This window comes from Kitasatospora sp. NPDC057542 (assembly GCF_042801945.1).
In the GTDB taxonomy this organism is placed as follows: Bacteria; Actinomycetota; Actinomycetes; order Streptomycetales; family Streptomycetaceae; genus Kitasatospora.
Genome location: NZ_JBHVFE010000082.1, coordinates 1 through 24,856, shown reverse-complemented (window position 1 = coordinate 24,856; position 24,856 = coordinate 1). Strand labels below are relative to the sequence as shown.

29 protein-coding genes are annotated in these 24,856 nt (G+C 70.4%); 5 read left to right on the top strand and 24 right to left on the bottom strand.

From position 1 onward, the window contains the following. Positions 1-432: 432 nt before the first annotated feature. The 8 genes from ACFU7Y_RS13595 to ACFU7Y_RS13560 all read right to left on the bottom strand — a co-directional run bounded on the left by ACFU7Y_RS13595 (position 433) and on the right by ACFU7Y_RS13560 (position 5,475). Positions 433-1,002: a hypothetical protein gene (locus ACFU7Y_RS13595; protein ID WP_380767964.1), complete on the bottom strand. Its 570-nt coding sequence runs from the start codon at positions 1,000-1,002 to the stop codon at positions 433-435. A 117-nt stretch (positions 1,003-1,119) separates the two neighbouring features. Then, a complete protein-coding gene (locus ACFU7Y_RS13590; RefSeq protein ID WP_380767962.1) occupies positions 1,120-1,548 on the bottom strand; it encodes a hypothetical protein in 429 nt (142 codons plus the stop codon). After that, the gene (locus ACFU7Y_RS13585) at positions 1,541-1,789 is read right to left on the bottom strand and encodes a hypothetical protein (protein WP_380767960.1); all 249 of its coding nucleotides are present in this window, start codon (positions 1,787-1,789) and stop codon (positions 1,541-1,543) included. The genes ACFU7Y_RS13590 and ACFU7Y_RS13585 overlap by 8 nt, the downstream gene beginning before the upstream one ends. A 111-nt stretch (positions 1,790-1,900) precedes the next feature. Continuing rightward, entirely contained in the window at positions 1,901-2,371 is a 471-nt protein-coding gene (locus ACFU7Y_RS13580) for a hypothetical protein (protein ID WP_380767958.1), read from the bottom strand. Beyond that, positions 2,371-2,712, bottom strand: coding sequence for a hypothetical protein (locus ACFU7Y_RS13575; protein ID WP_380767956.1), 342 nt, complete (start codon positions 2,710-2,712; stop codon positions 2,371-2,373). Before ACFU7Y_RS13575 ends, ACFU7Y_RS13580 begins: the two co-directional genes overlap by 1 nt. Beyond that, on the bottom strand, positions 2,712-3,311 hold the full coding sequence (locus tag ACFU7Y_RS13570) for a hypothetical protein (protein ID WP_380767955.1): 600 nt from the start codon (positions 3,309-3,311) through the stop codon (positions 2,712-2,714). Before ACFU7Y_RS13570 ends, ACFU7Y_RS13575 begins: the two co-directional genes overlap by 1 nt. A gap of 92 nt (positions 3,312-3,403) precedes the next feature. Beyond that, positions 3,404-4,033 carry a hypothetical protein gene (locus ACFU7Y_RS13565; RefSeq protein ID WP_380767953.1) on the bottom strand — a complete coding sequence of 210 codons (630 nt, stop codon included), beginning with the start codon at positions 4,031-4,033 and terminating at the stop codon, positions 3,404-3,406. A 182-nt stretch (positions 4,034-4,215) separates the two neighbouring features. After that, positions 4,216-5,475, bottom strand: coding sequence for a tetratricopeptide repeat protein (locus ACFU7Y_RS13560; protein ID WP_380767952.1), 1,260 nt, complete (start codon positions 5,473-5,475; stop codon positions 4,216-4,218). Between ACFU7Y_RS13560 and ACFU7Y_RS13555 the strand changes: the two genes are divergently transcribed. Further along, positions 5,456-5,638, top strand: coding sequence for a hypothetical protein (locus ACFU7Y_RS13555; RefSeq protein ID WP_380767950.1), 183 nt, complete (start codon positions 5,456-5,458; stop codon positions 5,636-5,638). The genes ACFU7Y_RS13560 and ACFU7Y_RS13555 overlap by 20 nt on opposite strands. 63 nt (positions 5,639-5,701) lie before the next feature. On the opposite strand, the gene ACFU7Y_RS13550 is transcribed toward ACFU7Y_RS13555, so the two are convergent. The 5 genes from ACFU7Y_RS13550 to ACFU7Y_RS13530 all read right to left on the bottom strand — a co-directional run bounded on the left by ACFU7Y_RS13550 (position 5,702) and on the right by ACFU7Y_RS13530 (position 10,559). Then, complete coding sequence (locus ACFU7Y_RS13550) at positions 5,702-7,558, bottom strand: glycoside hydrolase family 15 protein (RefSeq protein ID WP_380767949.1); 1,857 nt, start codon at positions 7,556-7,558, stop codon at positions 5,702-5,704. A 177-nt stretch (positions 7,559-7,735) separates the two neighbouring features. Next, positions 7,736-8,206, bottom strand: coding sequence for a hypothetical protein (locus tag ACFU7Y_RS13545; RefSeq protein ID WP_380767947.1), 471 nt, complete (start codon positions 8,204-8,206; stop codon positions 7,736-7,738). Then, complete coding sequence (locus ACFU7Y_RS13540) at positions 8,203-9,150, bottom strand: phosphotransferase family protein (RefSeq protein ID WP_380767945.1); 948 nt, start codon at positions 9,148-9,150, stop codon at positions 8,203-8,205. The genes ACFU7Y_RS13545 and ACFU7Y_RS13540 overlap by 4 nt, the downstream gene beginning before the upstream one ends. A 32-nt stretch (positions 9,151-9,182) precedes the next feature. After that, positions 9,183-10,346: a HesA/MoeB/ThiF family protein gene (locus ACFU7Y_RS13535; RefSeq protein WP_380767943.1), complete on the bottom strand. Its 1,164-nt coding sequence runs from the start codon at positions 10,344-10,346 to the stop codon at positions 9,183-9,185. 84 nt (positions 10,347-10,430) lie between these two features. Continuing rightward, a complete protein-coding gene (locus tag ACFU7Y_RS13530; RefSeq protein WP_263454467.1) occupies positions 10,431-10,559 on the bottom strand; it encodes a hypothetical protein in 129 nt (42 codons plus the stop codon). Positions 10,560-10,744: 185 nt separating this feature from the next. Between ACFU7Y_RS13530 and ACFU7Y_RS13525 the strand changes: the two genes are divergently transcribed. Beyond that, positions 10,745-12,055 carry a M14 family zinc carboxypeptidase gene (locus ACFU7Y_RS13525; protein ID WP_380767941.1) on the top strand — a complete coding sequence of 437 codons (1,311 nt, stop codon included), beginning with the start codon at positions 10,745-10,747 and terminating at the stop codon, positions 12,053-12,055. A gap of 62 nt (positions 12,056-12,117) precedes the next feature. Here ACFU7Y_RS13525 and ACFU7Y_RS13520 read toward each other — a convergent pair whose 3' ends face one another. The 4 genes from ACFU7Y_RS13520 to ACFU7Y_RS13505 all read right to left on the bottom strand — a co-directional run bounded on the left by ACFU7Y_RS13520 (position 12,118) and on the right by ACFU7Y_RS13505 (position 14,383). Then, positions 12,118-12,654 (bottom strand): LuxR C-terminal-related transcriptional regulator, encoded by a 537-nt coding sequence (locus ACFU7Y_RS13520; protein ID WP_224274952.1) that lies wholly within the window; start codon positions 12,652-12,654, stop codon positions 12,118-12,120. Between the two features lie 282 nt (positions 12,655-12,936). Then, on the bottom strand, positions 12,937-13,440 hold the full coding sequence (locus ACFU7Y_RS13515) for a hypothetical protein (protein ID WP_224274954.1): 504 nt from the start codon (positions 13,438-13,440) through the stop codon (positions 12,937-12,939). Positions 13,441-13,454: 14 nt separating this feature from the next. Next, a complete protein-coding gene (locus ACFU7Y_RS13510; RefSeq protein ID WP_224274955.1) occupies positions 13,455-13,835 on the bottom strand; it encodes a hypothetical protein in 381 nt (126 codons plus the stop codon). Between the two features lie 107 nt (positions 13,836-13,942). Beyond that, on the bottom strand, positions 13,943-14,383 hold the full coding sequence (locus ACFU7Y_RS13505) for an ATP-binding protein (protein WP_224274957.1): 441 nt from the start codon (positions 14,381-14,383) through the stop codon (positions 13,943-13,945). Positions 14,384-14,631: 248 nt separating this feature from the next. On the opposite strand from ACFU7Y_RS13505, the gene ACFU7Y_RS13500 reads away from it, so the two are divergent. Further along, a complete protein-coding gene (locus tag ACFU7Y_RS13500) occupies positions 14,632-15,969 on the top strand; it encodes a hypothetical protein (protein WP_380767939.1) in 1,338 nt (445 codons plus the stop codon). On the opposite strand, the gene ACFU7Y_RS13495 is transcribed toward ACFU7Y_RS13500, so the two are convergent. From ACFU7Y_RS13495 to ACFU7Y_RS13465, 7 genes are all read right to left on the bottom strand, one after another. Then, positions 15,966-16,994 (bottom strand): NAD-dependent epimerase/dehydratase family protein, encoded by a 1,029-nt coding sequence (locus ACFU7Y_RS13495; protein ID WP_380767937.1) that lies wholly within the window; start codon positions 16,992-16,994, stop codon positions 15,966-15,968. The genes ACFU7Y_RS13500 and ACFU7Y_RS13495 overlap by 4 nt on opposite strands. 88 nt (positions 16,995-17,082) lie before the next feature. Then, positions 17,083-17,628, bottom strand: a complete 546-nt coding sequence (locus ACFU7Y_RS13490; RefSeq protein WP_224274962.1) for an SUKH-4 family immunity protein — start codon at positions 17,626-17,628, stop codon at positions 17,083-17,085. Between the two features lie 38 nt (positions 17,629-17,666). After that, positions 17,667-18,209 (bottom strand): hypothetical protein, encoded by a 543-nt coding sequence (locus tag ACFU7Y_RS13485; protein ID WP_224274964.1) that lies wholly within the window; start codon positions 18,207-18,209, stop codon positions 17,667-17,669. Beyond that, positions 18,206-19,000, bottom strand: coding sequence for a hypothetical protein (locus ACFU7Y_RS13480; RefSeq protein ID WP_224274966.1), 795 nt, complete (start codon positions 18,998-19,000; stop codon positions 18,206-18,208). The genes ACFU7Y_RS13485 and ACFU7Y_RS13480 overlap by 4 nt, the downstream gene beginning before the upstream one ends. Then, complete coding sequence (locus tag ACFU7Y_RS13475; RefSeq protein ID WP_224274968.1) at positions 18,981-19,670, bottom strand: hypothetical protein; 690 nt, start codon at positions 19,668-19,670, stop codon at positions 18,981-18,983. Before ACFU7Y_RS13475 ends, ACFU7Y_RS13480 begins: the two co-directional genes overlap by 20 nt. A 284-nt stretch (positions 19,671-19,954) precedes the next feature. Beyond that, positions 19,955-20,236 carry a hypothetical protein gene (locus ACFU7Y_RS13470; RefSeq protein WP_224274969.1) on the bottom strand — a complete coding sequence of 94 codons (282 nt, stop codon included), beginning with the start codon at positions 20,234-20,236 and terminating at the stop codon, positions 19,955-19,957. Positions 20,237-20,409: 173 nt separating this feature from the next. Further along, complete coding sequence (locus ACFU7Y_RS13465) at positions 20,410-21,726, bottom strand: phage major capsid protein (protein ID WP_224274971.1); 1,317 nt, start codon at positions 21,724-21,726, stop codon at positions 20,410-20,412. 307 nt (positions 21,727-22,033) lie between these two features. On the opposite strand from ACFU7Y_RS13465, the gene ACFU7Y_RS13460 reads away from it, so the two are divergent. After that, on the top strand, positions 22,034-22,723 hold the full coding sequence (locus ACFU7Y_RS13460) for a hypothetical protein (RefSeq protein ID WP_380767935.1): 690 nt from the start codon (positions 22,034-22,036) through the stop codon (positions 22,721-22,723). A gap of 444 nt (positions 22,724-23,167) precedes the next feature. Beyond that, positions 23,168-24,814, top strand: coding sequence for a glutamate--tRNA ligase (locus ACFU7Y_RS13455; RefSeq protein WP_380767933.1), 1,647 nt, complete (start codon positions 23,168-23,170; stop codon positions 24,812-24,814). The last annotated feature ends 42 nt before the right edge of the window (positions 24,815-24,856 follow it).

Below are 24,856 nucleotides of genomic sequence, written 5' to 3'. Positions count from 1 at the left end.
AGACCCTCCTGCGCCGTAGGCGACAGCCGCCGCATGTCCCCGACCTCGATCACACCGTGTCAACGAGCAGGCAACCAAGCCGTTTCGGCTCAATAACGCCGGGGCGCGAGGAGAAAGTGAAGGCTCGATCGCAGCAGCGGAGGAACCCTACGACACACTCGTCAGGCCTAAGAGCGACGGTACAGCGATGGAACTCGGGAACCCTCTACGAGAGGGAGGGGTTCCTGGGCTGAGCATCACCGCCGACGACATCTCTCCCGGCTCGTAGGAAAGGAGTTGGGCCTGTCCACGGCGATGCCCCGGCCGAAGGGGAGGCCGGGGCATCGCGGGATCGGGCGACCCCAGGGGGGAGAGGGCTGCCCGACGTGATCCACAGTAGGTGCACGGGCCGCGAATGGGCACAGCCCCAAAACGGTTACTGACGAGGGAGGTTCACGGCGCCGCCGGGGTGAAGCCCGGGTCGTCGGTCAGGTCGTACCACGGGTCGACGGTATCCCCGCCGATCACCTTCAGCTCCAGCGGCAGGGTCGACTCCGCGTCGTTGGGGAACTTCTGGTTCACCGAGGCGACCTGCTCACACAGCGGCACGATCCGCCGGTAGTGCTTCGCGCCGTCGATCAGCTCGACCACCGCCGCGAACTGCTTGCGCCCGCCCACCTTCGGCGGGTTGAACCGGTAGAAGGTCTTGCCGCCCTGGGTGACGGTCGTGACCTCGCCGCCGCCGTACACCGCGACGATGTTGCCCGCGTTCCACTCCTGGAGCTCGACCTTGACGGTCGCGGCGTCCTCGGTCTGGATGGTGCGGGCCGCGTACCGCAGCTGATGGCTTCGCAGCTCCTCAAACTTCGGTTCGGTGTTCCACTCCAGGCTGCCCGGCTTGAACAGGCCGGCCTCCTTCCACCCGGACGGCATCGCCGCCACCGGGTCCGTGGGCGCGACCGTACCCGGCGCCGCCAGGTACAGACGGGCCATCTGCGCAACGAACATGCTCTCCGCGGGCACGACCGGCCTCCTCAACACGGACCGCCAGAAACGAGCCGGACCGTAGGCCGCGCCGGGCAGTAGCGTCGCGCCGTCACCGCGCGTGGGGCTGTCGCACAACTCGCGCAATTTCCCCCATCACTCGGTCGGCGGGTGCGCGGTGACGGCGACCACGGCGACGTACCGGGCCTGGCCGGTCGGCTCCGGCAACCACCCGCCAGCCGACAGCGCCCGCACTGCTGTGACCACCGGCCGCCCCGGCACGGCGGCCTGCTCGGCCAGCTCGTGCAGGGCCTTGATCGCGGTGGCGAACGCCCGGCGCAGCAGAGGACGGGGCGTCGACCGGTCCAGGTCGCCGAGCGCCTCGACCTGGAGGTGGAAGGTGGCGGTCCAGCGCCAGCCCGGGGCGGAGCCCCCAGGAACCTGGGTGATGCGGATGCGGGGGTAGGGCGGGGTGTTGCGGGCCCCGACCCGGCCGGGCCCGCCGAGCGCCCTCGTCAGCTCGGCGTGCCCGGACAGCCAGGCGACAGCCAGCTCCTCGGGGTCGAGGATGGCCAGGTCACCCACTCGCCAGCCCTGCCGCCTTGTTCGCCGCCGGCTTGGCTACGGCCGGCTTGCTCTGCGCCGGCACGAGGGCCTTGGCGACCGCGGCCGAATCGGCGGGGTCCACGTCGGCGACGTACCCGGCGCCGATCAGCTGCTGCGCCTCGTAGTGCGGGACCTCAATCTCGTCACCGGGCAGCAGCTGCTCGCCGCCCCGGCTGAGGTGATGGGCGAGGACGATCCGGACGCTGTCGGGCTGGGCCATGGCGGTTCCTTCGTGCGGGAGTGGGTGACCGGCGAAGGAAAGCAGGGCGCGACCGCTACCGTCCGCCCCGCCACACCGGACCTTGCGCTGGCCCAGGTCCGGCGCGGCGGATCAGCGGTGCCGGGCGGCGACCTGGGAGGCGGCACCGCTCATGAAGTGCGTGCCGTCGCCGTGCGCGAACTCCGCCTCGGCGGCACGCGGGAAGTCGCAGACGACTTCCGCCCGAGTACGCGTGCCGTCGATGGCGGCCTTGCCCGCCGAGATCGTCGCGGCGACCGCTTCCGGATCATCGGTGACCGTGCACCGGCACCCCGCGGTCTCCTCCACCGGGCCGTCGGGGTCGCGGGGTCCGGAGAGGGTGGTGTTCCCCACCGAGAACGGCAACGGCGCCGGTACGGTCTGGCCGTCGGCGGCCTGGTGGCTGGGGCGCGCGCGACCGTCTTCCTGGGTGTGCCAGGTCTTGGCCGCCGGGGCTCGCCGCCGGGCCTCCTCCTCGACTTCCCAGGCCAGGCGCTGGGTGTGTCGCATCATCAGCGGGGCGAGGCGGCGGGCGATGTCGGAGGGCAGTTCGAGGTGCGCCATCACGGGTGTCCTTCCGGCCGGGTGCCGTCCAGGACGCGGGCGCGTCCCTTGATCCGTACGTAGGCCAGCGCCGGGTCGTCGGTGTTCGCCAACTGGTCGGCGACAAGGACGGTCCACTCGGCTCCAGTGGACGGCTCCACCACGACGTCACCGACCAGCAGGGTGCCGGCCTGCGCGTCCAGGGCCAGGTGCCACGTGCCGTCGGGCTGCGGCACGGCACGGCCTGGCCACGGTCCCCGCAGCGGGCCGAGCGGCCCGGTCACCTCCGCGCCGTGCGCGTCCAGGACGGGCACGCCGCGCGTACGAACACCGAGCTGCCGGTCGGCCAGCAGGACCGCCATCACAGCCCACCCGAGCCGAAGCGTCCGGGGATCGTGAGCCCGGGCGGGTTCGGCCTCGTCGGGGCCTGGTAGACCCGGCGGCCGCGCAGCCTCCACCGGTCGGTCGTGGCGAGGTCCGGCGGCGCGAGCACCACCGGCGGCTCGGCCGCGGTGTCGTAGGTGACCGACTGGCCCTCCACGGAGGCGGAGGCGACGCGGCGCTGGCGCGCGGGCGCGTCCGCCAGCAGCGGGTGGTGGCACGCCGTCGCGCGGACCCACAGGCGCAGCGGGGCGGTCTGCGGGTCGGCGCGGGCGTCGATGCCGGCGGTGTAGGTGACGGTGTACGTCGGCGTGCCGAAGGGGGCCGATGTCGTGCCCGTGTCCAGGACGGCGGAGATGACCGCGATGAGGGGGCCGTGGCTGAGCACCCAGCCGTCCGCCCCGGCGCGGACGCCGCTCTCGGCGTACTGCGCGGGCAGCAGCGGCCGTCCGAGGTGCGCGGTCAGGGTGTCCTGGGCGTCCTCGACGGCGATCTCGATGCGCTGCCGTACCGGGTCGCCGAGGGGGGTGGGGTAGCCGAGGCGGCGGGCGACGTCCTCAGCTGTCACGATCAGCTCCACCGTCGTCCTCCTCGTGCTGCTGGGTGGCGAGGAGGGACGGTAGGTGGCGGCCGGGGGTCTTGTCGCTCCGGGCCGCCACTGCCGTTGTCCGGCTACTGGTCGGTGAGGGCCGTCTGCGGGCCGCCAGTGGCCGGGGGCGCTACTGGAAGAGGGGGCTTCGGCACGTCGCACCGGGGCACGCCCGGCACGTTGATGATGCCGAGGACCGCTGCGATCAGGAGGGCGTGATGGCTGTTCTTGGCGCAGAGATCAGCGCGTGCGGTGAGCAGGAGGTACTGGGCCTGGGCATAGCGGAGCCCAAGTTTCGCAGCGGCTTTCTCCTGGCTCAAGTTGCAGGCGAGGAGGGTCAGCAGGGCGGCGGTGTGGGCGGAGAGAGACACCTCGCCCCAGGCAAGCTCGCTGGGTACGACCTGCTCAGGCCGCACATAGCCGCGTGCGAGCACGGCGAACATGGTCTGGAGCCGGCTCTTCATCCGCAAACCGGTGCTGATCCGGTGGTAGACGTGGTTCACCTGCTTCGCGTTGGTGCCGTCCAGTTCGCCGAGTTCCTCGTACGACATGCCGTTCATGTAGCCCGTCAGAAGCTTCACCTCGTGGCTGGTCAGTTCCGGTCGCGGTCCCGAGGCCACGTCGAGAGCTTCGAGCAGGTTTCCGCCCCACTCCAGCGCGGCCTTGGTGTCGTCGCCTCCCTCGAACGGTCGGCGTGGAGTCCGCTTCTTCACCCGCGGTGCCTCGGCCTGGAGCAGCGCATGCGTTGCCCTCGCACGGCGCAGCCGCTGTATCCGCGGGCCCTGGACCTGGCCGGGACGGTGACGCAGAACGCTCCTCATCGCTCGGCCACCAGATTGCTTCGCAGGGCCGGGGCGCGGCCCACCTGCGTCTGTCCCGCCAGCCTGGCGCTCGTTCACGAGTTGGTCACCGCCCTGATGCGGCGCTGGAGGCGGTCGGTGTCGTGGGTGCTGGCGAGTTCGGTGTACTGGGCGAGGCTGGTTGAGTACCAGTCCATGGCGGCGTGGTGTTGGTCGGCGCGCAGGGCGGCTTGGCCCAGGAACTCCATGGTGTGCGCGGTCCAGTGGGGCGCGCGGAGGGAGCGGAACTGCTCCAGGGCCTTTACGAGGGCGCTGGCGGCCAGATCGTGGGCGCCCGCCAGCGAGTGGGCCTCACCGAGGTAGGCCAGTGCTCGTGAGATGTTGAGCGGGTCCGGGTCGGTCAGGCCGGAGAGCAGCGTGCAGGCCTCTTGGAGGACCGGCACGCCGGCGGCAGGGTTGCCCTGCCGGGCGTGCGCCGACCCCACGAGGATCAAAGCGAGGGCCTGACCGCGCGCGTGGCCGAGCCGTTCGTAGCGGGTGGCGGCGGCGGTCAGCTGCGGCATGGCCTCCACGTAGCGGGCATCGGCGTGCAGGCACGCTCCGATGCCGCTGCTGCACTGGGCGATTCCCTCGAGATCGCCTTCCGCGAGGGTACGCGCGCGCTGGAGGCAGGAGGTCGCCTCGTCGTACTCACGGTTGTCGCGCAGGCCACCGGCGAGCGCAACCAGCATCTCGCGGATGGCCACGGTGTCGCCCCAGCGCTCGGCGGCGGCCAGTCCCCGGCGGTAGCTGGGAATCCACAGCTCGTGGCGTGTGTAGAGGAACAGCGGCCATGCCGCGTGAGTCACGCAGGTCGCGGCCTGATAGTCGCCGTACTTGGTGGCGGCGGTGATCGCCGGGAGCAGCGCGCCGGCCATCGATTCCAGCCAGGCGAGCGCCACGTGACCGACGGCGAACCGGACGGGCTCGGCGGGATCAGGCCGGCTGGCGTGCCCCAGCACGCGGTGATGGGGGGTGAGGACCCGAGCGGCGTTGTAGGCGGTGGTGGTCAGGAAGCCCAAGTACCGCTGGAGGACGGCCGTACGGGCGCCGGGCTCGTCAGCGAGAGCCAGCGCCCGGTCGGCCACCTCCGGGCGAATCGTGTACACCGGGCCGCGGGCGGCGACGTCTCCGGCGTGCTCCAGCAGGTTCTTGGCCGTGAGTCCCCCGAGCCATTTCCTGGTGTGGCTGGTGGGAGTGCCGGTGGAAGCGGCGACGGCGTAGACGTCCAGATCCGGCGACGGAAGGTCGGCGATCTGGGCGAGCAGGCGTCGTTCTTCCGGGGACAGTCGGTCGATGGTGTCGGTGATCGTCATGAGCAGTGTTCCTCGTAGGGATGGGATCGGCCGGCGCTGGGGCCGGGCTGGTCTCGGGCGGCAGGCCGCCTCAGAGGTCGTCGAGGCGGGCTGCCGCTCGGAGTTCGGCGGCGACGCACTGCTCGCCGATCGTGCGGCGCAGCAGGGCGAGGACCTGCCTTGAGGCGGTCGGCGCCCGTGGAGGTGGCGTACGCCGCGGGCGGTGAGGGTAGGAGGCGCTGCGCCGCTACCCCTCTGCCACCGCCAGCACCAGTTCACCGTCGACGACGGTGGCCGTGCTCGCGGTGACGATGGCCAGGGCCGCCCGGATCAGACCGTCGTGCGACAGGCCCTGCGGGTAGTTGCCGAGCTGGGTTCCCTCGGTGGGGTCGTACTGCTCGGCGAGGAGGCCGAGGTCGCTTCGCACTGCCAGCAGCCGGTCGAACAGATCCCGGGCGTCGGTGTTCCTGCCGATCAGGGCGAGGGCTTCGGCCATCCAGAACGCGGTGGCGAGGAAGGCGCCTTCGTGGCCGGACAGCCCGTCCACGTTGTCGGCCGCATCGGCTCGGGTCGGGTAGCGCTGGAGCATGCCGCCGCCGGCGGCGAGTTCGCGTTCGATCGCTTCGACGGTGCCGATCACCCGCTTGTCGTCCGGCGGCAGGAATCCGACGCGGACGATGTGCAGGAGGGAGGCGTCCAGGTCGTGGCCGTCGAGGTACTGGGTGAAGGTGTTGCGCCCCTGGTCGTAGCCCCGGGCGCACACCTCGGCGTGGATGGTCTCGGCGGTCGCCGCCAGCCGCAGCAGGGTCTCCTGGTCGGCGGCGCCATGGCGTCCCAGCACGCGCACGGCGCGGTCGAGGGCCACCCAGGCCCACACCAGGGAGGAGACGTACCGGCGCGGGGTGCCCCTGCTCTCCCACATCCCGTCGTCGGGTTGCTCCCACAGTTCCTCGGCCTTGAGCGCGAGGCCGAGGAGCAAGTGGTCGGCGTCCGGGCAGGGCGAGATGCCTGCGTCGTCCATCTGGGCGAGCAGGTCGGCGAGTTCGCCGTAGACGTCCAGCTGGTGCTGGCCAGCGGCGGCGTTGCCGACCCGGACCGGCGTGGAGCTGCGGTAGCCCCGCAGGTGCGGCAAGTCCTCTTCGGCTGGCACCGGGCCGCCGCCGAGGCCGTACAGGGGCTTGAGGTCGTCCGGGTCGACGTGGGCGGTCAGCCAGTTCCGGTAAGCGGTGGGCTCCTCGATGAATCCCAGCACCAGGAGGGACTGCATCATCCACGCGGTGTCGCGAGGCCAGGTGTAGCGGTAGTCCCAGTTGCGCACGCCGCCGATGGGTGCGGGCAGCGAGGTGGTCGGGGCCGCGACCGCGGCGCCGCCGAGGTCGCACAGGCCCTTGAGGGTGAGCGCCGAGCGGAGTACGGCGTCCCGGTGGGGGCCGTCGTAGGTGCAGGCGGATGCCCACCGCGTCCAGTACCGCTTGGTCTCCTCCAGCGCGGTGGTGCCCGTCAGCGGGGCGGGTGCCGGGCTGCCGGTGCGTGTCCACGTCAGCGCGAAGACCAGGCTCTGTCCGGCCTTGAGCGGCATGTCGCAGGAGGCGCTGCCGCCGAGGTTGACGCTGTGACGGGGCGCGTCCAGCCAGTAGGTGTCGCTGCCGGCCGTCACGCGCAGCCGGGGTGTGCCGTGGCCGACGTATTGCAGGCTGGGGGTGAGTGAGCCGTAGTCGGGGCGGGGCCGGAACTCGGAGGCCAGGCGGACCATGCCGCTGCGGCAGGTGGCAATGCGGACGACCACCGGTGGCGCGTACCCGGTGGCGTCCGGGGCGGGCAGGACGTCGGTCACCTCCAGCACGCCGCTTTCGGTGTCCCAGGCGTGTTCGACGGCGAGGGTGTCGCCGACGTAGCGGCGCCGGCTCTCGGGCGGCGCGTTGGTGTACGTGGCCGGGCCGAGGCGCCAGGAGCCGTTCGAGGGGGTGCCGAGGAGGCTCGCGAAGACGGCAGAGGATTCGAAGCCAGGCAGACACAGCCAGGTCATCGTGCCGTCGGGCCGGGTGAGCGCTGCGGCGCGCGAGTTGCCGAGGAAGGCGTGCTCCTCGATCAACGGATCGGGCACGGTTGAACTCCTAAGGTGAGGTGGCCAGTTGGTAGGGTTGCGGCCCTAACCCGGACGGCCGCCATGGGTGGTGCGGGAGGTGCGAACGCGCGTGAGCGCGGTGTCTTCGCCGGGGCGCGGCCACGGCGATCCGCAGCAGGCCTCTTGCGGGCCTGCCAGCGTGCGTGGTGCATCCGGTCACGGACCAGGGACGGCTTCTTGTCCAGGGCGACCGGTGGGCAAGGATTCGGCGCCGACCAGCCGCAGCACCGGGAGACGTCCCCGGCCGCGCTGGTCGCGGGTCAGGTGGAACAGCGTCCAGCCATTCCAGATCCCGGCGCGCGCCGTCAGGCCGCCGTGGCTGGTCTCGATGCCCCAGACCATCTCGCCGGGCGTGGCCAGGAGAACGGGCCGCGGCTTCGCGGCGTCGGGCAGCTCGCAGCGCACCAACTTCTCCGGCGTCGGGCCGCCGGGTGCGTGGACCTCGGCGCGCAGGCCGTCTTCGTACAGGGCGGTGGTGGAGGTGTAGCAGCGGGGCGTGCCGGTACCGATCGTCGCGGAGACCGTGGGCGTGCCGGGGTATCCGATGAGCAGGAGCACCGGGATGCCGGTGCGGGCCACAACGGCGGCGGCCTGGTTGCCCGGTGTCTGCGTAGTGTGGGCGGTCATCCTGCGGCCTTCATGACGGCCGCGTTGCCGAGGTTCCAGTGCCAGGGGAAGCCCGGCAGCGGGTCGGCGAGGAGGGTGGTGAGCCGCAGGTCGGCTTCGTGCTGCCAGTGGGGTTCGTCGCGTGCGTAGCTGGCGGCGGCCAGCCACGCGCTCACCGCGAACGCGGGGGTGAGCGCCTCACGGTAGGTGCGGCCGTCGGCGTGGCCGGTCACGTCGAGGCCGTAGGCGGCGGCGAACTCCTCGAATTCGGCGGGGTCGGCGCCTAACGCATCCCGGCGCCAGCCGTACGCGGCCAGGTCCCCCAGGACCGGCCCGACCGACATGCGCTCGAAGTCAATCAGGTGGGCGACACCGTCGGCGGTGACGATGCAGTTTCCCTGGCCGACGTCGCCGTGCAGCGGGGCCATCGGGCCCGGCCATGCGGTGGCCTGCCAGGCCTCGCGGGCCGCGTGGAGGAGCCGGTGCAGGCGTTGGCGGTCTCGGGCCGATCCGGCCGGGAAGAGTCCGTCGATGCCCAGGAACAGGCGGGAGAACGGGTCGATGGCCGGCAGGCGCAGGCGCGGCCCGATGGGCACCGGCAGTGCGTGAAGCCGACGCAGCAGGAGCGCGACCTGGTGCGGCGTGGCCGGGATGGTGCTCGGGCCGAGGTCTTCGGTGAACAAGACGTAGACGGTCTCATGCCCGGTGTCGTGGCGGAACGGGTAGCGTTCCTGGCCCACCGGCCGGGCGGCCGGTATGCCGTGGCTCATCATGTACCGCGCGGCCTGCGTCTCCCGGTAGGCCTCCGTGAAGGTGGCGCCGCTGCGGGCCTTGGCGATGACCTTGCTGCCGGGCAGGCGCCAGGTGTGGTTCCGGCCTGGCTGAAGCAGCTGCGCACCGGTGGAGTCCAGGTGGTGCTTCCTGGCGGCCGCGCGGACGGCTGCCAGGCTGTCTTCTGGTGTCAACGTTCGTCCCGGGTTCGGTCGTTCGCCGCAGATCAGCGGGCGGCGAGGGTCTTCTTCGAGGTGGTGGACGCGGCCTTGGGGTGGTACGGGGCGCAGGAGGGGCAGTCGGGGTTGCGGGGGTAAGTGATGGCGCGGGGCGTCTGGTCGGCGGGGGCGATGAGGCTGTGCCGCTGGATGGTGCCTGCCGGGTTGGTGCTACGGGTGCCGGTGAGGTGGGTGAGGGCGGCGTGGGCGGCGTAGGTGCCGGCGAGCAGTGCGCTGGTGGAGATGACGGGGTTGCCCAGGGGCCGGGGCAGGGCAGCGGCGAGGACGTCGCCGTGGGTGCCGGGCAGGCCGTAGGCGGTGGCGTCGAAGTGGCGCAGGCATTCCCAGCAGGGGCCGTCGCCGACGCCCGGCGTGTAGAGAGCGGTGCTGATCAGCGGGCCGTGGTAGCCGGGGTCGATCCACGCGCAGGAGGTGGTCAGGGCGGCGCGGTTGGCGGTCAGGCGCAGGTCGTCGGGTTCGTCGGCGGCGAGGATGAGCAGGTCGCACCGGCGCATCAGGCGCGCGAACTGCGCCTGGAAGGTGACCTGTTCGGGGTACAGGTCGATGTCGAGGTCAGGGTGGCGCTCCAGCAAGCGATCCCGGGCGGCGTCAACTTTGTACCGGCCGATGTCGGCGCGGGTGTAGAGGAGTTGACGGTTGAGGTTGGAGTCCTCGACACGGTCGTGGTCGGCCAGGATCAGGCAGCCGATTCCGGCGCCGGCCAGTGCAGCCGCGACGGTGAGGCCGACGCCGCCGATGCCAACGACAGTCACCACGGCACGAGCCAGGATCTGCTGGACGTCCGCACCGGAACGACCGGGGTCCTGGTCGACCATCTCCCAGTACTCGACGCCGCGTTCGTGGAGTCGGGCGCTGCCGGGGTCCAGTCGGATGGCCCGGCGGGCCGGGACGGCGTCCCGCACGTGGCCGGCCCGGGCGAGGTCGAGGAGCAGCTGGGCGACCTGGGCGGCCGAGACGTCAGGGTGGCGGCTGGTGACCGCCTGGCTGATCTGGTCTTCCGTCAAGGCACCGCCCAGGAGTCGAAGGAGGTGTCGGCGCCAGCCGCCCGGGTCTGGCAGGGTGCTCGCGAGGCCTGGCAGCGAGCCGATCTGGATTCGGCCGTCCGGTCGGATCGTGGGCTGGTGCTCGGCGCGCAGGCGGGGGTGACTCACGGTGGGGCTCCTCGGGTCGAGGGCGGGGTGGGGGCGGGGCGGGCCCGGCGCGCTGCCGGACCCGCCGCTGACGGTGCCGGTGCGCTACTGGCCGGAGACGGTGCAGCCGAGCAGTTCGTGGGCGGCGGCCGGGCGCAGACCGCTGTCCTGGGTCTGCTCGGCGTCCTGCGGGTCGGCGGTCGCGGTGCCAGCGGTGGTGTGGGTGGCGTCCATGACGTCCTCCTGGGTTTATCGAAAGGAATGGTGGCGGATAAGCCGGAACCCATGAAAGCATTCACGAGCCCTCCCCGGAAGTACTTTCTGGGGATTTTCCAAAAGGGCCTTTCATGCTCTTTTTGGGCAGCATTTCACCCCGCCCCTGAATTATTTCCGGGGCGGTTTCGAGAAAGGGTCTAGAAGTGGCTGATTTCCTTTCCAGCCTGGACAGTGCGCTGGCCGGGTACGCGGAGCTGGTGCCGACGGGGGAACTGGTGCCCTCGGTGGAGGAGCTGACCCGACGGTTGCACGAGGTGGCCCGGCGTGCGCCGGGATTGTGCCGGATGCGGCGGATCGGCAGTTCGCGTCAGGGGCGGGCGCTGGACGTGCTGTCGGTCGGGGCAGGACGGCGGCCAATGCTGGTGGTCGGTGGCCCTCACCCGAACGAACCGGTCGGCTACGCCACCATCGCGTTCCTGGCCGAGCTGGTAGCAGCCCGGCCGGAGTTGCGCGACGGGCTTTCGTGGCATTTCCTGCCGTGCGTGGACCCGGACGGCGCCGCCCTGAACGCGGAATGGACAAGCGCCCCGCTCGACCTGCACACCGAGCACCGCCATTTCTTCCGACCGGCCTTGGCGGAACAGCCGGAATGGACTTTCCCCATTCCATGGCGGCAGGGCGTCCACCGGTTCGGCCTGCCGGAGCAGCAGGCGCTGGCCGACCTGGTGGACGAGCTGGAACCGGCCGCCGTCGTGAGCCTGCACAACGCCGAGTTCGGCGAGCCCTTCTTCATCGTGAGCCGCGACGTGCCGGGCCTGGCGGCCCAGCTGGCTGCGGTCGCCGCACGGCACGGCCTGCCGGTCGGCGAGGCCGCCCCGTCGGACGTCGTCGGCTGGCCGGTCCTTGGCGACGGCGTCTACCGCATGCCGCCGATCGAGGAGTTGGTGATCCGCGACCACGACCGGCAGACCCCGACGTACGGCGCGCACCTGACCCACCACGCCGCCCGGCACGGGTCTCTCACCCTGCTGCCGGAGGTCCCCCGCTGGCACGCTGGCACCCGGTTCGACAGCGGCTCGCCGACCGCCCTCACGGCCCTGGCCCGGGCCCTGGCCGGTGAGAGCAACGAGGTACAGCGGCTGCTGGAGCAGGCTGGCCCGCACGACGATGTGTTCGCGCGCGCGGCCGCCGACACCGTGGCTGTGGCCGACACCGTCGCCCACTCCTGGCTGCGGCGGGCCGAGGACTCCACCCCGGTAACGGGGGTGGAGCTGGCCGAGGCCCACTACGCCCGGGTCGTCCTGACGCTGCGGTCGAACGCGATGGCCCTGCGCTCCATCGCCGAGGCACGGCCCGAGCGGGACGCACCGCACGTCCGCACGCAGCTGGAGAAGGTGCTGGCCGAACGCGCCGACCGCTGCCGGCGGCGGCTGCGCATCCGGCCGGTGGAGCTGCGCCGCTTGGTGGCGGTGCAGGCCTGCGCCGCGCTGGCGGCCGCCGCCCTCACCCGGTAGTCCGCGGTACCCGCGCGAAGGCCTTTCGCTCTGCGGCGCGGGCCGGCGCGGCCGGGTGCGGTTCACGAGGCACCTCCGGCCACGCAGAACGGGCACGGCGGAACAGTGGCGTTCAGGACCGGTGGCGCCACCCCGTGGAGCCGGTAGACCGCTGCCGCGTTCCACGAGGTGCGCATCCGGGCACGGACGACCGCCAGGTGGTTGGCGACCGTGTTCTCCGAGACCTTCTTGCGGGTGGCGATCCACGACCGGGTGCCGCCCTCCGCCAGTGCCTGGAACGAGGTCACCGCGGTGACGGAGATCGGCGTCTTCAGCACGCCCCGGGGCGGGACCAGCAGTCCCGTCCGGCAGGCGACGTCGGTGATCTGCGGCGAGGTCGCCGCCCCGAGCTTGAGTCCCAGCGTGCTGAGACGGGTCCGGACGGCGTAGTCGGACGCGCGGGTGTGCTCGGCGATCTGCACGGCGCTGAGGTCGGCGGCGAGCAGTGCCATCACCTCGCCCTCCTTCGGCGTGAGGTCGGGGTAGTGCCCGCATGGGCGGACCCGTGGCTCCTCCAGCACCGGGATCTGGTGCTTGAGGGCCCGCTCGTGAAGAGGCATCTGGTCGACGCCAGCTTCCGCCGGCGTGTCGCTGGTGGAGCGCATCAGGGTCGCGCCTTTCCGGCCTGCCGTTGCGCAGGCCGTCGCGGTCGATCGTTGTGTGGGGCTGGGAGCTGACCGTCCCCAGGGGGCGCAGCGGCACCACCCTGCGCGCGCCCGCGCCTGGGGACGGTCAGCGTGGGATCGGCCGTCTCCGATCCATTCTGGCCTGGCCGTTCGGCGGGAGGTTAAACGGCCGGGCCAGGTGCCCGCTACGGCCCGAGCAGCCGGTCGTAGCGGGGTTCAGGGGTGGCCGTGGCGCAGGCGGGCATCGGCGTGCCGCAGGGCCACGGCCAGGTCTCCGAGGTCGGTCGGTTTTCGTTCGCCGTCCGGGAGGACGAGCCAGCTCCTTCCGGAGAGCCGCTGCATGCCGGGGGCCGGCATCGCGACCGTCAGGGGGTCGGCTCCGTCCGCTGGGCGGCCGATCAGTCGGGTCTGCGGCATGTCCCACTGCGTGGCAGCGCGGGTCGTAACCAGGAACTCGATGCACCGGTCGGCGCGGTTGTGCAGGACTGGGCCGACCGGTACGTCGGCCTGCCACAGGTCCGTCAGCGCGGCCAGGCCTTTCTGCACGTCGCTGATCCGCACGACGTTGAAGAGCTCGCCGGTCTCGATGTCGGCGAGCCGGCCCGCCTTCCACTGGTCGATGGCCGATGCCGGCTCCCGGTTGGCAGAGGCGAGCCAGGTCGCGCCGAGGTTGAAGTTCGGGGCGGCCGCTCGGAGTCGGCCGCGTCGCGTGTACGTCATGAGGGTCGTTCCCGTCAGACCGAGCAGAGCAGGTCTTGGATCGCAGGCTCCGTCTCGGCGCGAGCGGCCCGGGTGACGTTGATGATGTAGACGACGTTGCCGTGGGTGATCGCGATGGCGTGGGGGCGGCCCTTGGCGAGGTCGTCGGCGGCCCGTCCCTCGGCGGACGGGGCATCCAGCCACAGCAGCTGCTCGTCGCCCTCCGGCAGGCCGAGGTCGACGGCGAGAGCCTCGACTCGGTCGCGCAACGCCCTGACGGCCAGGCGGACACTGCCTGCGCCGCCGCTCCAGAGCGTGATCGGCTGCCCGAATCGGTAGTAGGCAGTAACCGTGCACCAGAACGGCGCTGGCGGTGTCCAGGGTCGCTCCCTGAGGAAGACGTTCTGGTCGGTCACGCGGTGGCGCTGCGGCGTGGAGGGCCTCGGACGAGGCGGTACGGGCCTCCGTCGGCGGCCGGGCGCGGGCCGCTGGCCGAACACCTGGGCAAGTTGGCTGAGCAAGGTCACCGCGTGGCTCCTGGCTTGTCGTCGGCGAGACGAACGCTCGCCCATACCTTCTTGGTTGTGGCCGTCGTCGCCACCCCCACGGCGAGCGCCAGGCCGTCGACGAGGATCAGTCCGCGGCCGTGCTCTCCACGGAACATGAAGACCTCGGGCAGCAGCCGGTCGGGCCGGGAATCCTGGACCTCGACCTGGCAGGTGCCGCTGCTCTCGTCAAGCTGCACCACGACGGGGTCGCCCGGCCTGCTGCCGTGCCGGATGGCGTTCGTCACCAACTCCGTGAGGATGAGCAGCAGATCGTCGGCACAGTCGCCGTTCACGTCCCATCCCCACTTCCCCAGTTCCGACCGCACGCTGTGACGCACCATGGGGACCACGGCCGTATCCGCCCCGAAGGTGCCCTTCCAACGGCGGACGGGCTTCGGCTGTTCGACGGCCACCATGTGCATCGCTCCCGTCAGCAGGAGCGCCTGAACGCCCCGTTCTTGGTTCGCTTGCAGTGATCAACCCTGGACTGGGGACGCGGACATAACCACTGGCAAAGCAGGGACACTTGATCTCCATTCCGGTGAGCCGAGGGACAAACCATGGACAGTTCGCGGACACTTCTCCCCGGCCTGTGTGATCTCCGGGCCGGCGGTGGTAGGCAGGGAGCGACGCAGTTCGCACGGGCTGCGGCGAAGGGTGCGCAATGAACCTGTTCGATGCCTTAGTCATCAAGTCCGGTATGGACTTTCGCAACTTCTTGTCCGAGTACCGGCGGGCTGCCGCGTTGCTCTACGAGAAGACCGGTGATCTCTCCTTCAGGAACGTCGCCCTGACGGAAAAGAGCTACGCGCGGTGGCGCTCCGGACAGGTCACTCGGCCCCACCACCCGGCGCCCGCGATCCTCAGGGAGCTCTTCGGCAGGCCGCTGGACGAGCTCTTCGCGCCCTACACCGACGAGCAGGCCCAGGCGCTGCGGACGGCAACCGCTCCTGTGTTCGACGAAAGTGAACTCGCCATGACTGCACGAGATGCCCGCGCCCACGCCTCGGATGCGGCTGCTCAGCTGCTGCCCGACCTCACGCTCGACCAACTTGAGGACGATCTGGTGGGCCTGGTCCAGGACACCAGTACGAAGCCGCCGCACCTGGTCTTCGTGTCGGCGACGGAGGTGCTCGGAGTCTCAAAGGTGCTGCTGGATCGCACCCAGGTGCTCTCGCAGCGCCGACGCCTGTACCTTGTGGCTGGCCAGGCTTCAGCGCTTCTCTCCGCCTGCGCCTTCGACCTTGGCGCGATACCTCACGCGTTCGAGCTGGCCCGGGCAGCTGCGCTGTACGGCCAGGTTGCCGAGTACGGGCCCCTCCAGGCCTACGCGCACAGCTACTTGGCCGTTCTGTACTACTGGACGGGCAAGCCCGCCCAGGCGGTCGGCAAGATCGAGGAGGCCCGGTCATTCCCCGATGTCGGTGCGACGGGCAAGGCCCGGCTGGCCGCGATCGCGGCCCGCGCCTACGCGCACCGCGGCCGGGCCGAGGATGCCCAACTGGCTATCGGGGAGAGCCTGGTCGATCGCGGCCCGGCCGAGGATGACCTCCATGGCATTGGTGGCGAGTTCGACTTCGACCTGGAGCGAGTCGCCATGAGCAACAGCTCCACCCTGCTGCTCCTTCAAGACGGACCGGGAGCTGAGACATCCGCCCGCCGATCGCTGGAACTGATCGCGGCCCGCTCGACCAGTTCCAGCCCGCTCGTCGTGGCTCCCCAGGCCCGAGCCGACCTGGCGTCCGCCCTGCTGATGCGAAACGACCTGGACGGAGCCGCCGAAGCTCTCAGCCCGGTGCTCGGCCTCCCCCGGGAGTGGCGCGGGGCCGGACTCACAGCAAGGGTCAACACGATCCAGGCCGCGCTGGCATCGCCCGCCTTCCGCGACGCCCGACTCGCGCAAGACCTCGCGGAGCGGATCGAAGCCTTCACCCTCGTGGCTACCCCGCAGGTCCTGGGCCCCGGTGCGGTAAGGCTTGCTCTCGGCGGGAGCAACGGTTAGCCCACGCTCGCCAGGACGGCGTGCTCCTTGTCCGGATCAATTCCGTGCTTCGCCCAGCGCCTGTGCGGGACAGGCATGTTGCCCTGGCTCAGCCAGGCCCACGTGTCGGCCACCGTCTCCGTGAGAGGTCGGCTGGCGAAGCCGGCCGTAACCGCCGAGGACGAGTCGATGGCGGACGTACCCGGGTGGCTCCACCACAACGGTAGCTCGGTCCACTGGCGCAGCCCATGGCGAAGCAGGACCTCGTCCTGCAGCCACACCAACCTCCCGGTGCTCCCGGTCACGTCCAAGCACGCCTGGAGTAGCCTGCCCATCGTCTCCCGCCCGATCGGCGCGGCAAGGTTGTGGACTTGGTGGCTGACACGCAGGGCTTGGTCGAGCGCAAACACAGCGGCATCCCGGACATCGACAGGCTGGATACTCCTCGAGGGATCGCCAGGCGCGAGGATTCGTCCGCCCCGCTTGGCCCGGTGTAGCCACCACGGCAGGCGCCCAACGTACTCCCCGGGTCCAAGGAGCACGCCCGGCCTGAGAAGGCTCGTCCGGGCGAGTCCGAACGTCTCGGTCACCGCGCGTTCTGTGCCGGCTTTCCGTCGCCCGTAGAACGGGTTGATGCCCGACGTCGCCTCGGGCGGCTGTCCGAGCTCCGGACCTGCGTTGGCTGGGGCCGCCCACACCGCCGAGTCGGTACTCAGGGGTTCGGTGGGCCAGCCTTCGTACACCGCCACCGTGGACACGTACACATACCGGTTGGCGACCGGTTCCAAGGCGCGGGCACCGGCCAGCACGTCACGTGAGCTGAGAGCCGAGGCGGACGTGTCGATCACGGCGTCCCAGGGGCCGTACTCGGCCAGCCGGGCAAGGTCGTCGGGCCGCTCTCGATCACCGTGCACTGCGGTCGCTCCGGGCATGGTGCTTCCGGAGCGTCCACGCGTGAACGTGGTCACTTCCCAGCCCCGTGCCAGCGCGCCGGCCACGACGGCCGGTCCCAGGAACCAGCCGCCGCCCAGGACGAGAATCCTCATGAGGTTGATCCTGCCAGCCGCCGGCTCCACCCGCAGCCCTGAAAGATCAGAAGGGCTCTCACCGTCTCCGCCCGGGCCCGTTGCGGGTTCAGGCCTGAAGGTCCTTGCCGAGGAGGTGGTCGAAGACCATGCTCCACCAGGTGTCCTCCGCGGCGAAGGCCTGGGGGTCGCGGGCGGTGAGGTAGTCGCGGAGCTTGCGGGTGTAGTCGTCAGCTTCTTCGTCGGTCCTGCCGTGGATGTGCTCGTAGCGCAGGCCGATGCGGTACAGGAACTCGGTGAACTGCGCGAGCGTGGTGTTGACGATCTCGGCGGCGGGCTGCTCTCCGAGCTGGAGCAGGATGATGTACCCGTCCTCCAGGTCGAGGCAGAATCGTCCGTCGGTTGCGGCGGGCGGGCCGCCGAGGCACAGCACGTTGACGACTGCGTCGCCGGTGTCGATCGGGACCAGAGCGAACGCAGAGGGTTCGCCGGTGACGTTGATGGTGAAGAACGCGTCGAGGTGAGCGGGCAGGCCGACGTCCGCGAGGGCGTCGACGTCGGCATCCGGCAGGTTGTTCCGGACGGCTTCCTCACGGGGGAGCGTGATCACCCCCTGGGGGCTGAACAGCTTCGTGAGTTCTGCGTGCGTGGCCACGGTGCTCCTCGGGCGATCGGATGGTTCAGACAGTGAGGTTACGCGGCGAGGCCGCTGAGCCGCAGCAGCTGGTACCAGTGGCTGCTGTCCAGGTCGTCGGGGGCGACGCCAGCGAGGTCTTGGAACCGGGGGGATGCCACCCAGGTTCGGAAGAACTCGTCGACGCTGCCTGCGATCGGCTCGATCCGGCAGCCGGTGAACCAGACGTAGCCTTCGTCGGGGGCCCGCCACACGCTCCCGTCACGGTCTACGAGCAGCGGGTTTTCGCATGCCAGGCCGAAGAAGAAGAACCTGGATGTGTCTTCAACGGGTGAGCCGTCGGGAAGTTCGGCTTCCTCCAGTCCTTCGGGGAACTGCCTACTCATCAGCTCGCTGGCGGTGAAGAGCATTGTGGAGTGGGTCAGGTAGAGGCCGTTGGAGGCGGCGAGCAGGCCGGCGACGCCCGCAGGGATGTCTGGCGGGATTTCGTCGGGGTCGGCTCCGGCGGGAATCCCTGGGTCCCAGAGTTCGAGTTTATTCTCGTGTGCGGCCAGGGTGTCACGCAGGAGCGCGATCGTGCCGGGAATGTCGAGATCCGTCATTTCCATTTCACTTTGACCTTGATGGGTGTTCCGTCCGGGGAGCGGCTAATAGTTCGCCATAGTTGCGCGGTTCCGGTTTCGTAGTTCGTTGTTTTGTCTAGCATTCTAAGGTTCTGCCAGTGGTCGAGTCCACCGGCCTGCAAATCTATGACATGGTCTGGCTGCATTGTTGTGCGAACAGCCAGTTTGGCCTTCTCGGCCAGCTCGGGATTGTCCTTATTGTTCTTCAGGATCAGGTGAATGAGGGCACCCTTGTAGGTGTCCGTGATCTCACGGTCGCGCAGCACCTTGTTGGTTGCCTTGTACATTTCGCCGCGACGGCTCGCCCCAGCCAGGCTCTGAGCCTTCCAAGCGAACGCCGACCTCGGCATCCCCGGCTTCCACTGGATTGCCACCGTGACCGGAGGTTTCGTCGGATCCGGGCCCTGCACGTGGTCGGGCGCTGTTCTCAGCGCCTTGACCTGGGCCTCTGATCGACTGTTGATCTTGGTGAGCATGGTCGCCAGGGCCTTGTCGTTCTGATGATGGTTCCTTGACGTGTGTTCCAGGCCCTGCTGGACAAGCCGAAGATGCCGGTGGAGGTCTCTTTCGGCCTTCCGAATGACGTTCATGATCTGCTCCGCGCCGTGAACGGCCGCGTTGGCCAGCGGATCTTTCCCTCGAACCTTCTTCAACCTGTTCGCGACATGGTGCGTGTGTCCGCCGGCCGTGGCCTCTAGGTGATCCGCGTGTTCACCCATTCGCTTCGCGAGCTGCGCAGTCTCCTCGTGGTTATGCCGGATGTCCGCCATTTCCGCCCCCTGTTACAGCTGCTCCGAGATCAGTGTTCTTGGCGCCTTCGACGCCTGAGCCAGCCACCGATTTCCAGTTGACGCCGTTCTGGGCTCCGGCGGAAATGCTGACGGCTTGGATCGCGAGATCCGTTGCCATTCCGGCGAGAGCGTTCATGATCGGAGCCTTCGCGATCTCCATGAGCTGGGCCACGACCTGCTGCTCCGCTTCCTTGAGGAGCTTCTTCACCGCGATCCGCGTGACCTGCGTGGCGCCCAGCGCACCGAACTCGGACAGGCCGAGCGTCAAAGGCGCCGCTGCCTGAGCTGCAACCACCTCGCCGGCGAGGATGCCCAACTGCACGATTGCCGCGCCCTTCGCACCCGCGATCACGAGGGCGACCCCATCAAGGGCGGTGGCCAGCATCCGCCCGCCCTCAGCAAGGTTGTGCAAGTGCTTGCCGTTGAGCTTGTTCCAGTGGGCCTCGAACGCCTCGGTGGCCGGTCCGACGTTCTCCGCAAGCATTCGCTGAACCGCAACGACCGTGCCGGCACGGCCGTTGTCGACCTCGTCGGCGAAGCTACGCAGAGCGGTCGCCATCTCGTTGAACTCGTCCTCGTCAACGTTCGGCCAATGGACACCGATAAGATCAAGGAGCCAAGCCAGCTCGTCGGGAAGAACTACGCCCATCTGATCGCCCCCTGCGCCGCTTGGTCCTGACCGACCGGTAGGCCGCGCTTCCCCCTGCCGCACGGCCACTACGTGCGGATCGCAGGCTACCAGCCTGCCGTCGGCAAGCGAACGGTGCGCGGACTCCAGTGCTCCCCACTCAGCCATCAGCTAGAGCGGTTGAGCAGCCAGGACGGCTCGCTCGACAACCAACAGGGTCGACCTGGTCCTCGAGATTGGTCACGGGCGTCTGCTGGCTTCAACACCAGGAGCCTGCCCCAGCGGTCGGGACAGGCTCCGTCGGATCACTGTGGCTGCTCCCAGCCGAGTGCCAGCCGGAGACGCTCGAACTCGTCGCGCGGGATCGACTGGGTCGGCACGTAGAGCAGTTGCGTGACCGTCCGGTGGGTTCCGGGATAGGTGCGGGACTGGTAGATCCGTAGCCGGGCGAAGACGACGGTCTGCTCGGGGTGGGTGAGGTCGAACAGCTGCTCCAGGTCGTGGGGCAGCGGGGTGCCGTCCTCGTCCACCAGCTCGGCGTGGCCTGTGGCCAGGGGCTGGTGGGCGGTGATTCCCGGGGTAGGCACATCGGGCTGGCTCGGCTCTGGTGCAGCCGTGCGGCTGGGCGGCGGGTCGAGCGGAGCGGCGGCCGACAGTTCGGCCGGCGGGGTCTCCTGTCCCTCGCCTCCTAGGCCAGCGGGCTCCTTCGCCACGGCCGCGGTTTCTGCGGCCGGCTTCGCGGTGGGCTTGCGGGCGGCCATCAGCGCGCCTTGAAGGTGCCGTAAACAAAGGACTCGGGGCGGGGAACCTCGAGGCCGATGCGCTCGGAGCCGCGCATGGTGACGACGCCGCGTTCGAAGTTGTCGCGGTTCTCGGTGCTGACCTGGACGGAGACCTGCTCGCGGTCGTACAGGCGCGCGCCAAGGCCGAAGGAACCGACGAGGAACTTGCCCTGGTTGATCGCCATGGAGTCCACGACGCTGAGACGCCAGACAACCTTCTGTGCCCCGATCGCGACGTTCACAGCAACCCTGTAGGCACCCTGGCCGTCGGTCTCCAGTTCCAGGTCCTCGAAGTCGAACGGGTGCAGGACGATCCCGGTCGGCGGGAAGTACGCGAGGAACGCCCGGGTGGCGGCGCGGCGGATCGCGGCGGACTGCTTGTCCGGATCGGCCTGCGCGTAGGTCTGGACGCCGGCCGTGTTGACGATGCCGGTGATCTTCTCGTCGCCGCCGACGCCGTAGAGGATCTCGTTGTCCTCAGCCATCTTGACACCGTCGACGAGTTCGCTGTCGATGATGTCGCGCAGCCGCGGCTCGTCGGCGAGCGTGTTCTTGTGGATGGGGAGCGTGGTCGCGATCTCGGCGACCGGGTAGGTGACGGTCCTGAACGTCAGCTCGGACTGCGGGGCGCGCGCGTACACCTCGACGGCGGCGCCGCCGCCGGGCGGCACCTCCATGGCCCGCTCGGGGACGATCGCCGCCGCGTTGGTGAAGCCGGTGACGCGCACCCCGTAGAGCAGGTTCGCGGTGGTGCTCTGGGAGGGGAACAGATCCCGGATTCGGCCGGGCCGCACCGCGCGCGGAACGATGTCCAGGTGCTCGGGGGTGCCGAAGCCGAGGACACCGGCGGTACCAGCGCTCCGGCTGAACACGTCCTTGCGGCCGAGCTGGTCCAGGGCGCTGCCGTCGATGGTCACCACCTGGTCGAACGAACCGCGGAAGCCGGCGGCCTTGAGGCCCTTGAACTCGTCGCTGTCGAGGAACTGCTGGCCGAGCGACTTCACCTGGCTGGCGAGGTGGGCCGCGAGAGCGGCGTCCTGCGGGGCGAAGGGCTGCGAGGTGGGCTCGTTGAGGAAGGCGTGGACGGTCGCCACGCCCTCCAGGTCGGTGATCAGCTGCTTGATCTCCTGCGCCTCGCCGAGGACCTTGCGGAACGCGGCGGCCTTCTCGGCCGAGACGGTGACTCCGCCGTCCTCGACGGTGAAGGACGCGCTGATGGTGTCGAGTTCGGCGGCCTTGGCGCGCAGCGCGCCGTTCAGCTCCTTGAGTCGGGTCTTGTCGGTGGTGGTGGGCACGGTGTGGCGCTCCTTGGGATGGTGCCGGGCCACCCCGCCAGCGCGGGACGGAAGGGGTCCAGCCGTGCGACCGGTCAGCACCGGATCGCCACGACGATCGGCACACCGTAGGAAGACCTGATCGTTAGTGTCGCGTCGAGGTTCACGGCCGGGACCGGCACTGCGGCACGCGCCGCGCGATGCCTTCAAGTCGGCTTCTTACCAGGTCATTTGGCTATGCCCATGCCTATGGGGCGCGGGTGAGTGTGGTGCTGTCCGGCAGGGTGCCGGACGGCCGGTCATCCGCCGGCCAGTGCACGGGAGACCCATGTACCCCTTCCCCAAGCCCCAGCTACCGCCCCTGGACGTCGCCTCGCGCCCGCCTGCCGACCTCGTCCACGAGGTGAAGCCGCTCCTGACCATCGAAGGAAGGGAACTGCGGGTCGTTCGGGCCGCCGCCGGGTGGGCGCTGCGGATCAGTACCTCCTCCACGGTCGAGCTGTACGGGTCGTCGGACACCTCCGCGCAGGCGGAGGAGTGGCTGCACCAGTACGCGGCATGGCGCCTGTGGCAACTGGCCCGGAGCCGCGGGCCCTGGGGCTGCCTCGCCCAGGCTCCGGAGGGCTGGATGACCGCGCTGGCACGCACCGCCCTGCCCCCGGCCGTGCAGGTGCACCTCGGCGTGCAGGACGCCGAGGTTCACGCGGCCGCTCACCTGATCGCCCCGGCCTGGTGGTCGGCTGTGCACGACACCAGCCTGTCGCCGGGGGTCTGGGCGATCGAGACCCAGTTCTGGGTGCGGGAGGGCTACCGGGTGTTGGCGACGTGGGCCACTGCCGACCTGGGGACGATCACTCGGGACGCCTACCGGAACCACGAGTTGGGGCGCGGAAACTACTCGGCGACGGACCTGGCGGAGCGGCTCGGCGTCTCGCACGCGGCGATCTCCGCCGCCGCGGCCGGGCGTGGATGGAATCCCACAATCAGCAGAGCAGTTGGTGTGCTGGCGAGCCGGTGAAGCTCTGGCCAGACGCCCGCCCGGACGACCGCCGCCGATCCGGAGCTCGGCGAGACGCTCACCGACCTGGCCCGCGGGCCTGCGCGGTCCCGCTCGTCAGCGGCGCCTCCCAGCCCATGAGCCAGGCGCTCGCCCACTTCCTGAGGCTACGCGGGCGCCGGGCGACGGCGGTGTACGGCGTCCAGGAGGGGCGCCCCGGGCCCCGGTACTGGGTGGAGACCTTCACGGCCCACGTGGACGTCCACGGCGCGGAAACTCCTCTCGCACCGGCCCCGGAGGTGACGAGTCATCGCCTGTCGAACTCCCGTCCGGCCAGATGACGTTAGGGCAGACTGGGCTGCTCGCTCGCGTACCATGCGGGCCAGCGGCCCGGCCCGCCGGCACCGACCGAACCGCCGCCCGGCCGCCGTCACGGCGAGAACACACCGCACCCGGAGGACCCCCGTGCTCAAACCCAGCGAGATCGATGCGCTCTTCGACCCGGACCTGCCCGGGCCGTCCTTCTGGGAGCAGCAGTACCCCGCCCGCCAGCTGCCTGTTGGCGCGGAGGTCACCCGGTTCTGCCCCAGCCCCACCGGCCACGCGCACATCGGTGGCATCCACGTCGCCGCGATCGACGCGGCCATCGCCCGCCAGAGCGGCGGCGTGTACTTCGTGCGCATCGAGGACACCGACCAGGCCCGCGAAGTCGAAGGCGCCGTCGACCGCTTCGACCGCGCCTTCCGCCACTTCGGCGTCGCCTCCGACGAGACCGACTCCACCGGCCTCTACGGGCCCTACACCCAGTCCCGGCGCGCCCGCATCTACCAGACCTACGTCCGCGAGCTGATGCGCCAGGGCCGGGCCTACCCGTGCTTCGCCACGAAGGACGATCTCGAGGCCCTGCGCGCCGACCAGCTCGCCAAGAAGGTGCCCAGCGGATACTACGGCGAGTGGGCGCCGTGGCGTGATGCCGTCGACGACGCGGTCCGTGAACGGCTCGCCGCCGGTGTCCCGTACGTCGTGCGGTTCCGCTCTCCGGGCACCGACGCGGGACGCACCACCTTCCACGACCTGATCCGCGGCACGATCGAGATGGACGACAACCGCGCCGACACCGTCATCCTCAAGACCTCCGACAGCCCGCTGCGCCTGCCCACCTACCACCTCGCCCACGCCGTCGACGACCATCTGATGGGCGTCACCATCGTGATCCGCGGCGACGAATGGCTCTCCTCCGTCCCCGTCCACCACCAGCTCTTCGACGCCCTCGGCTTCCCTCGCATCCCCTACGCCCACATCGCCCCCCTGATGAAGCAGGAGGGCAAGACGCGCCGCAAGCTCTCCAAGCGCAAGGACCCCGAAGCAGACGTCGAGTACTACTCCCAGGCCGGCTACCCGACCGAGGCCGTCCTGTACTACCTGCGCGGCCTGGCCAACGGCCGGCTCGCCGAGATGCCCGTCGGCGAGGCCCTGCGCGAGCCCCTGCGCCTGGAGGAGTGCGGGGTGACTGGCGCGCTGATCAACCTCGCGAAGCTGGAGGACATCTGCGCCGACCTCGTCGCCGCCCTGCCCGGCGCCACCATCCTGGAGCGCGTCAAGGAGTGGGCCAAGGCGTACGACGTGCCGCTCGCCGAGGTGTTGGAGACCGACGAGGACCTGGCGCTGCGGGCCCTCGCGGTGGAGCGCGACGGATTCGACAACCCGCGCAAGGACCTCCGCATGTGGAGCAACTTCCGCACCCACTACGGCTTCTTCTTCCAGCAGCTCTTCTCCACCGTCACCGATCCCGCCGATCCGCGGTTCGGCGGCCTGGCCCCGGACGTGGTCCAGGAACTCGGCCGGCGCCTGTTCGACCGCTACCAGCCCATCGAGGACGGTGACGGCTGGTTTGACCAGATCCGCGCCGTCGCCGCCGAGCTGAACTTCGCCGACAGCGCGAGGACTTACAAGCAGAACCCTGGCCTGCACCCGGGCTCCATCAAGGAGGCGGCCCAGGCCATTCGCGTACTGCTCACCGGATCGACCCGGAGCCCCGCTCTGCACCTGGTGGCGGCGACGCTCGGAGAGGCCGAGGTACGACGGCGCCTGGACGCCGTGCGGACGGCCTGACCACGGGCTGGGACGCCGAAGGGGCGGACACACATCGTGTGC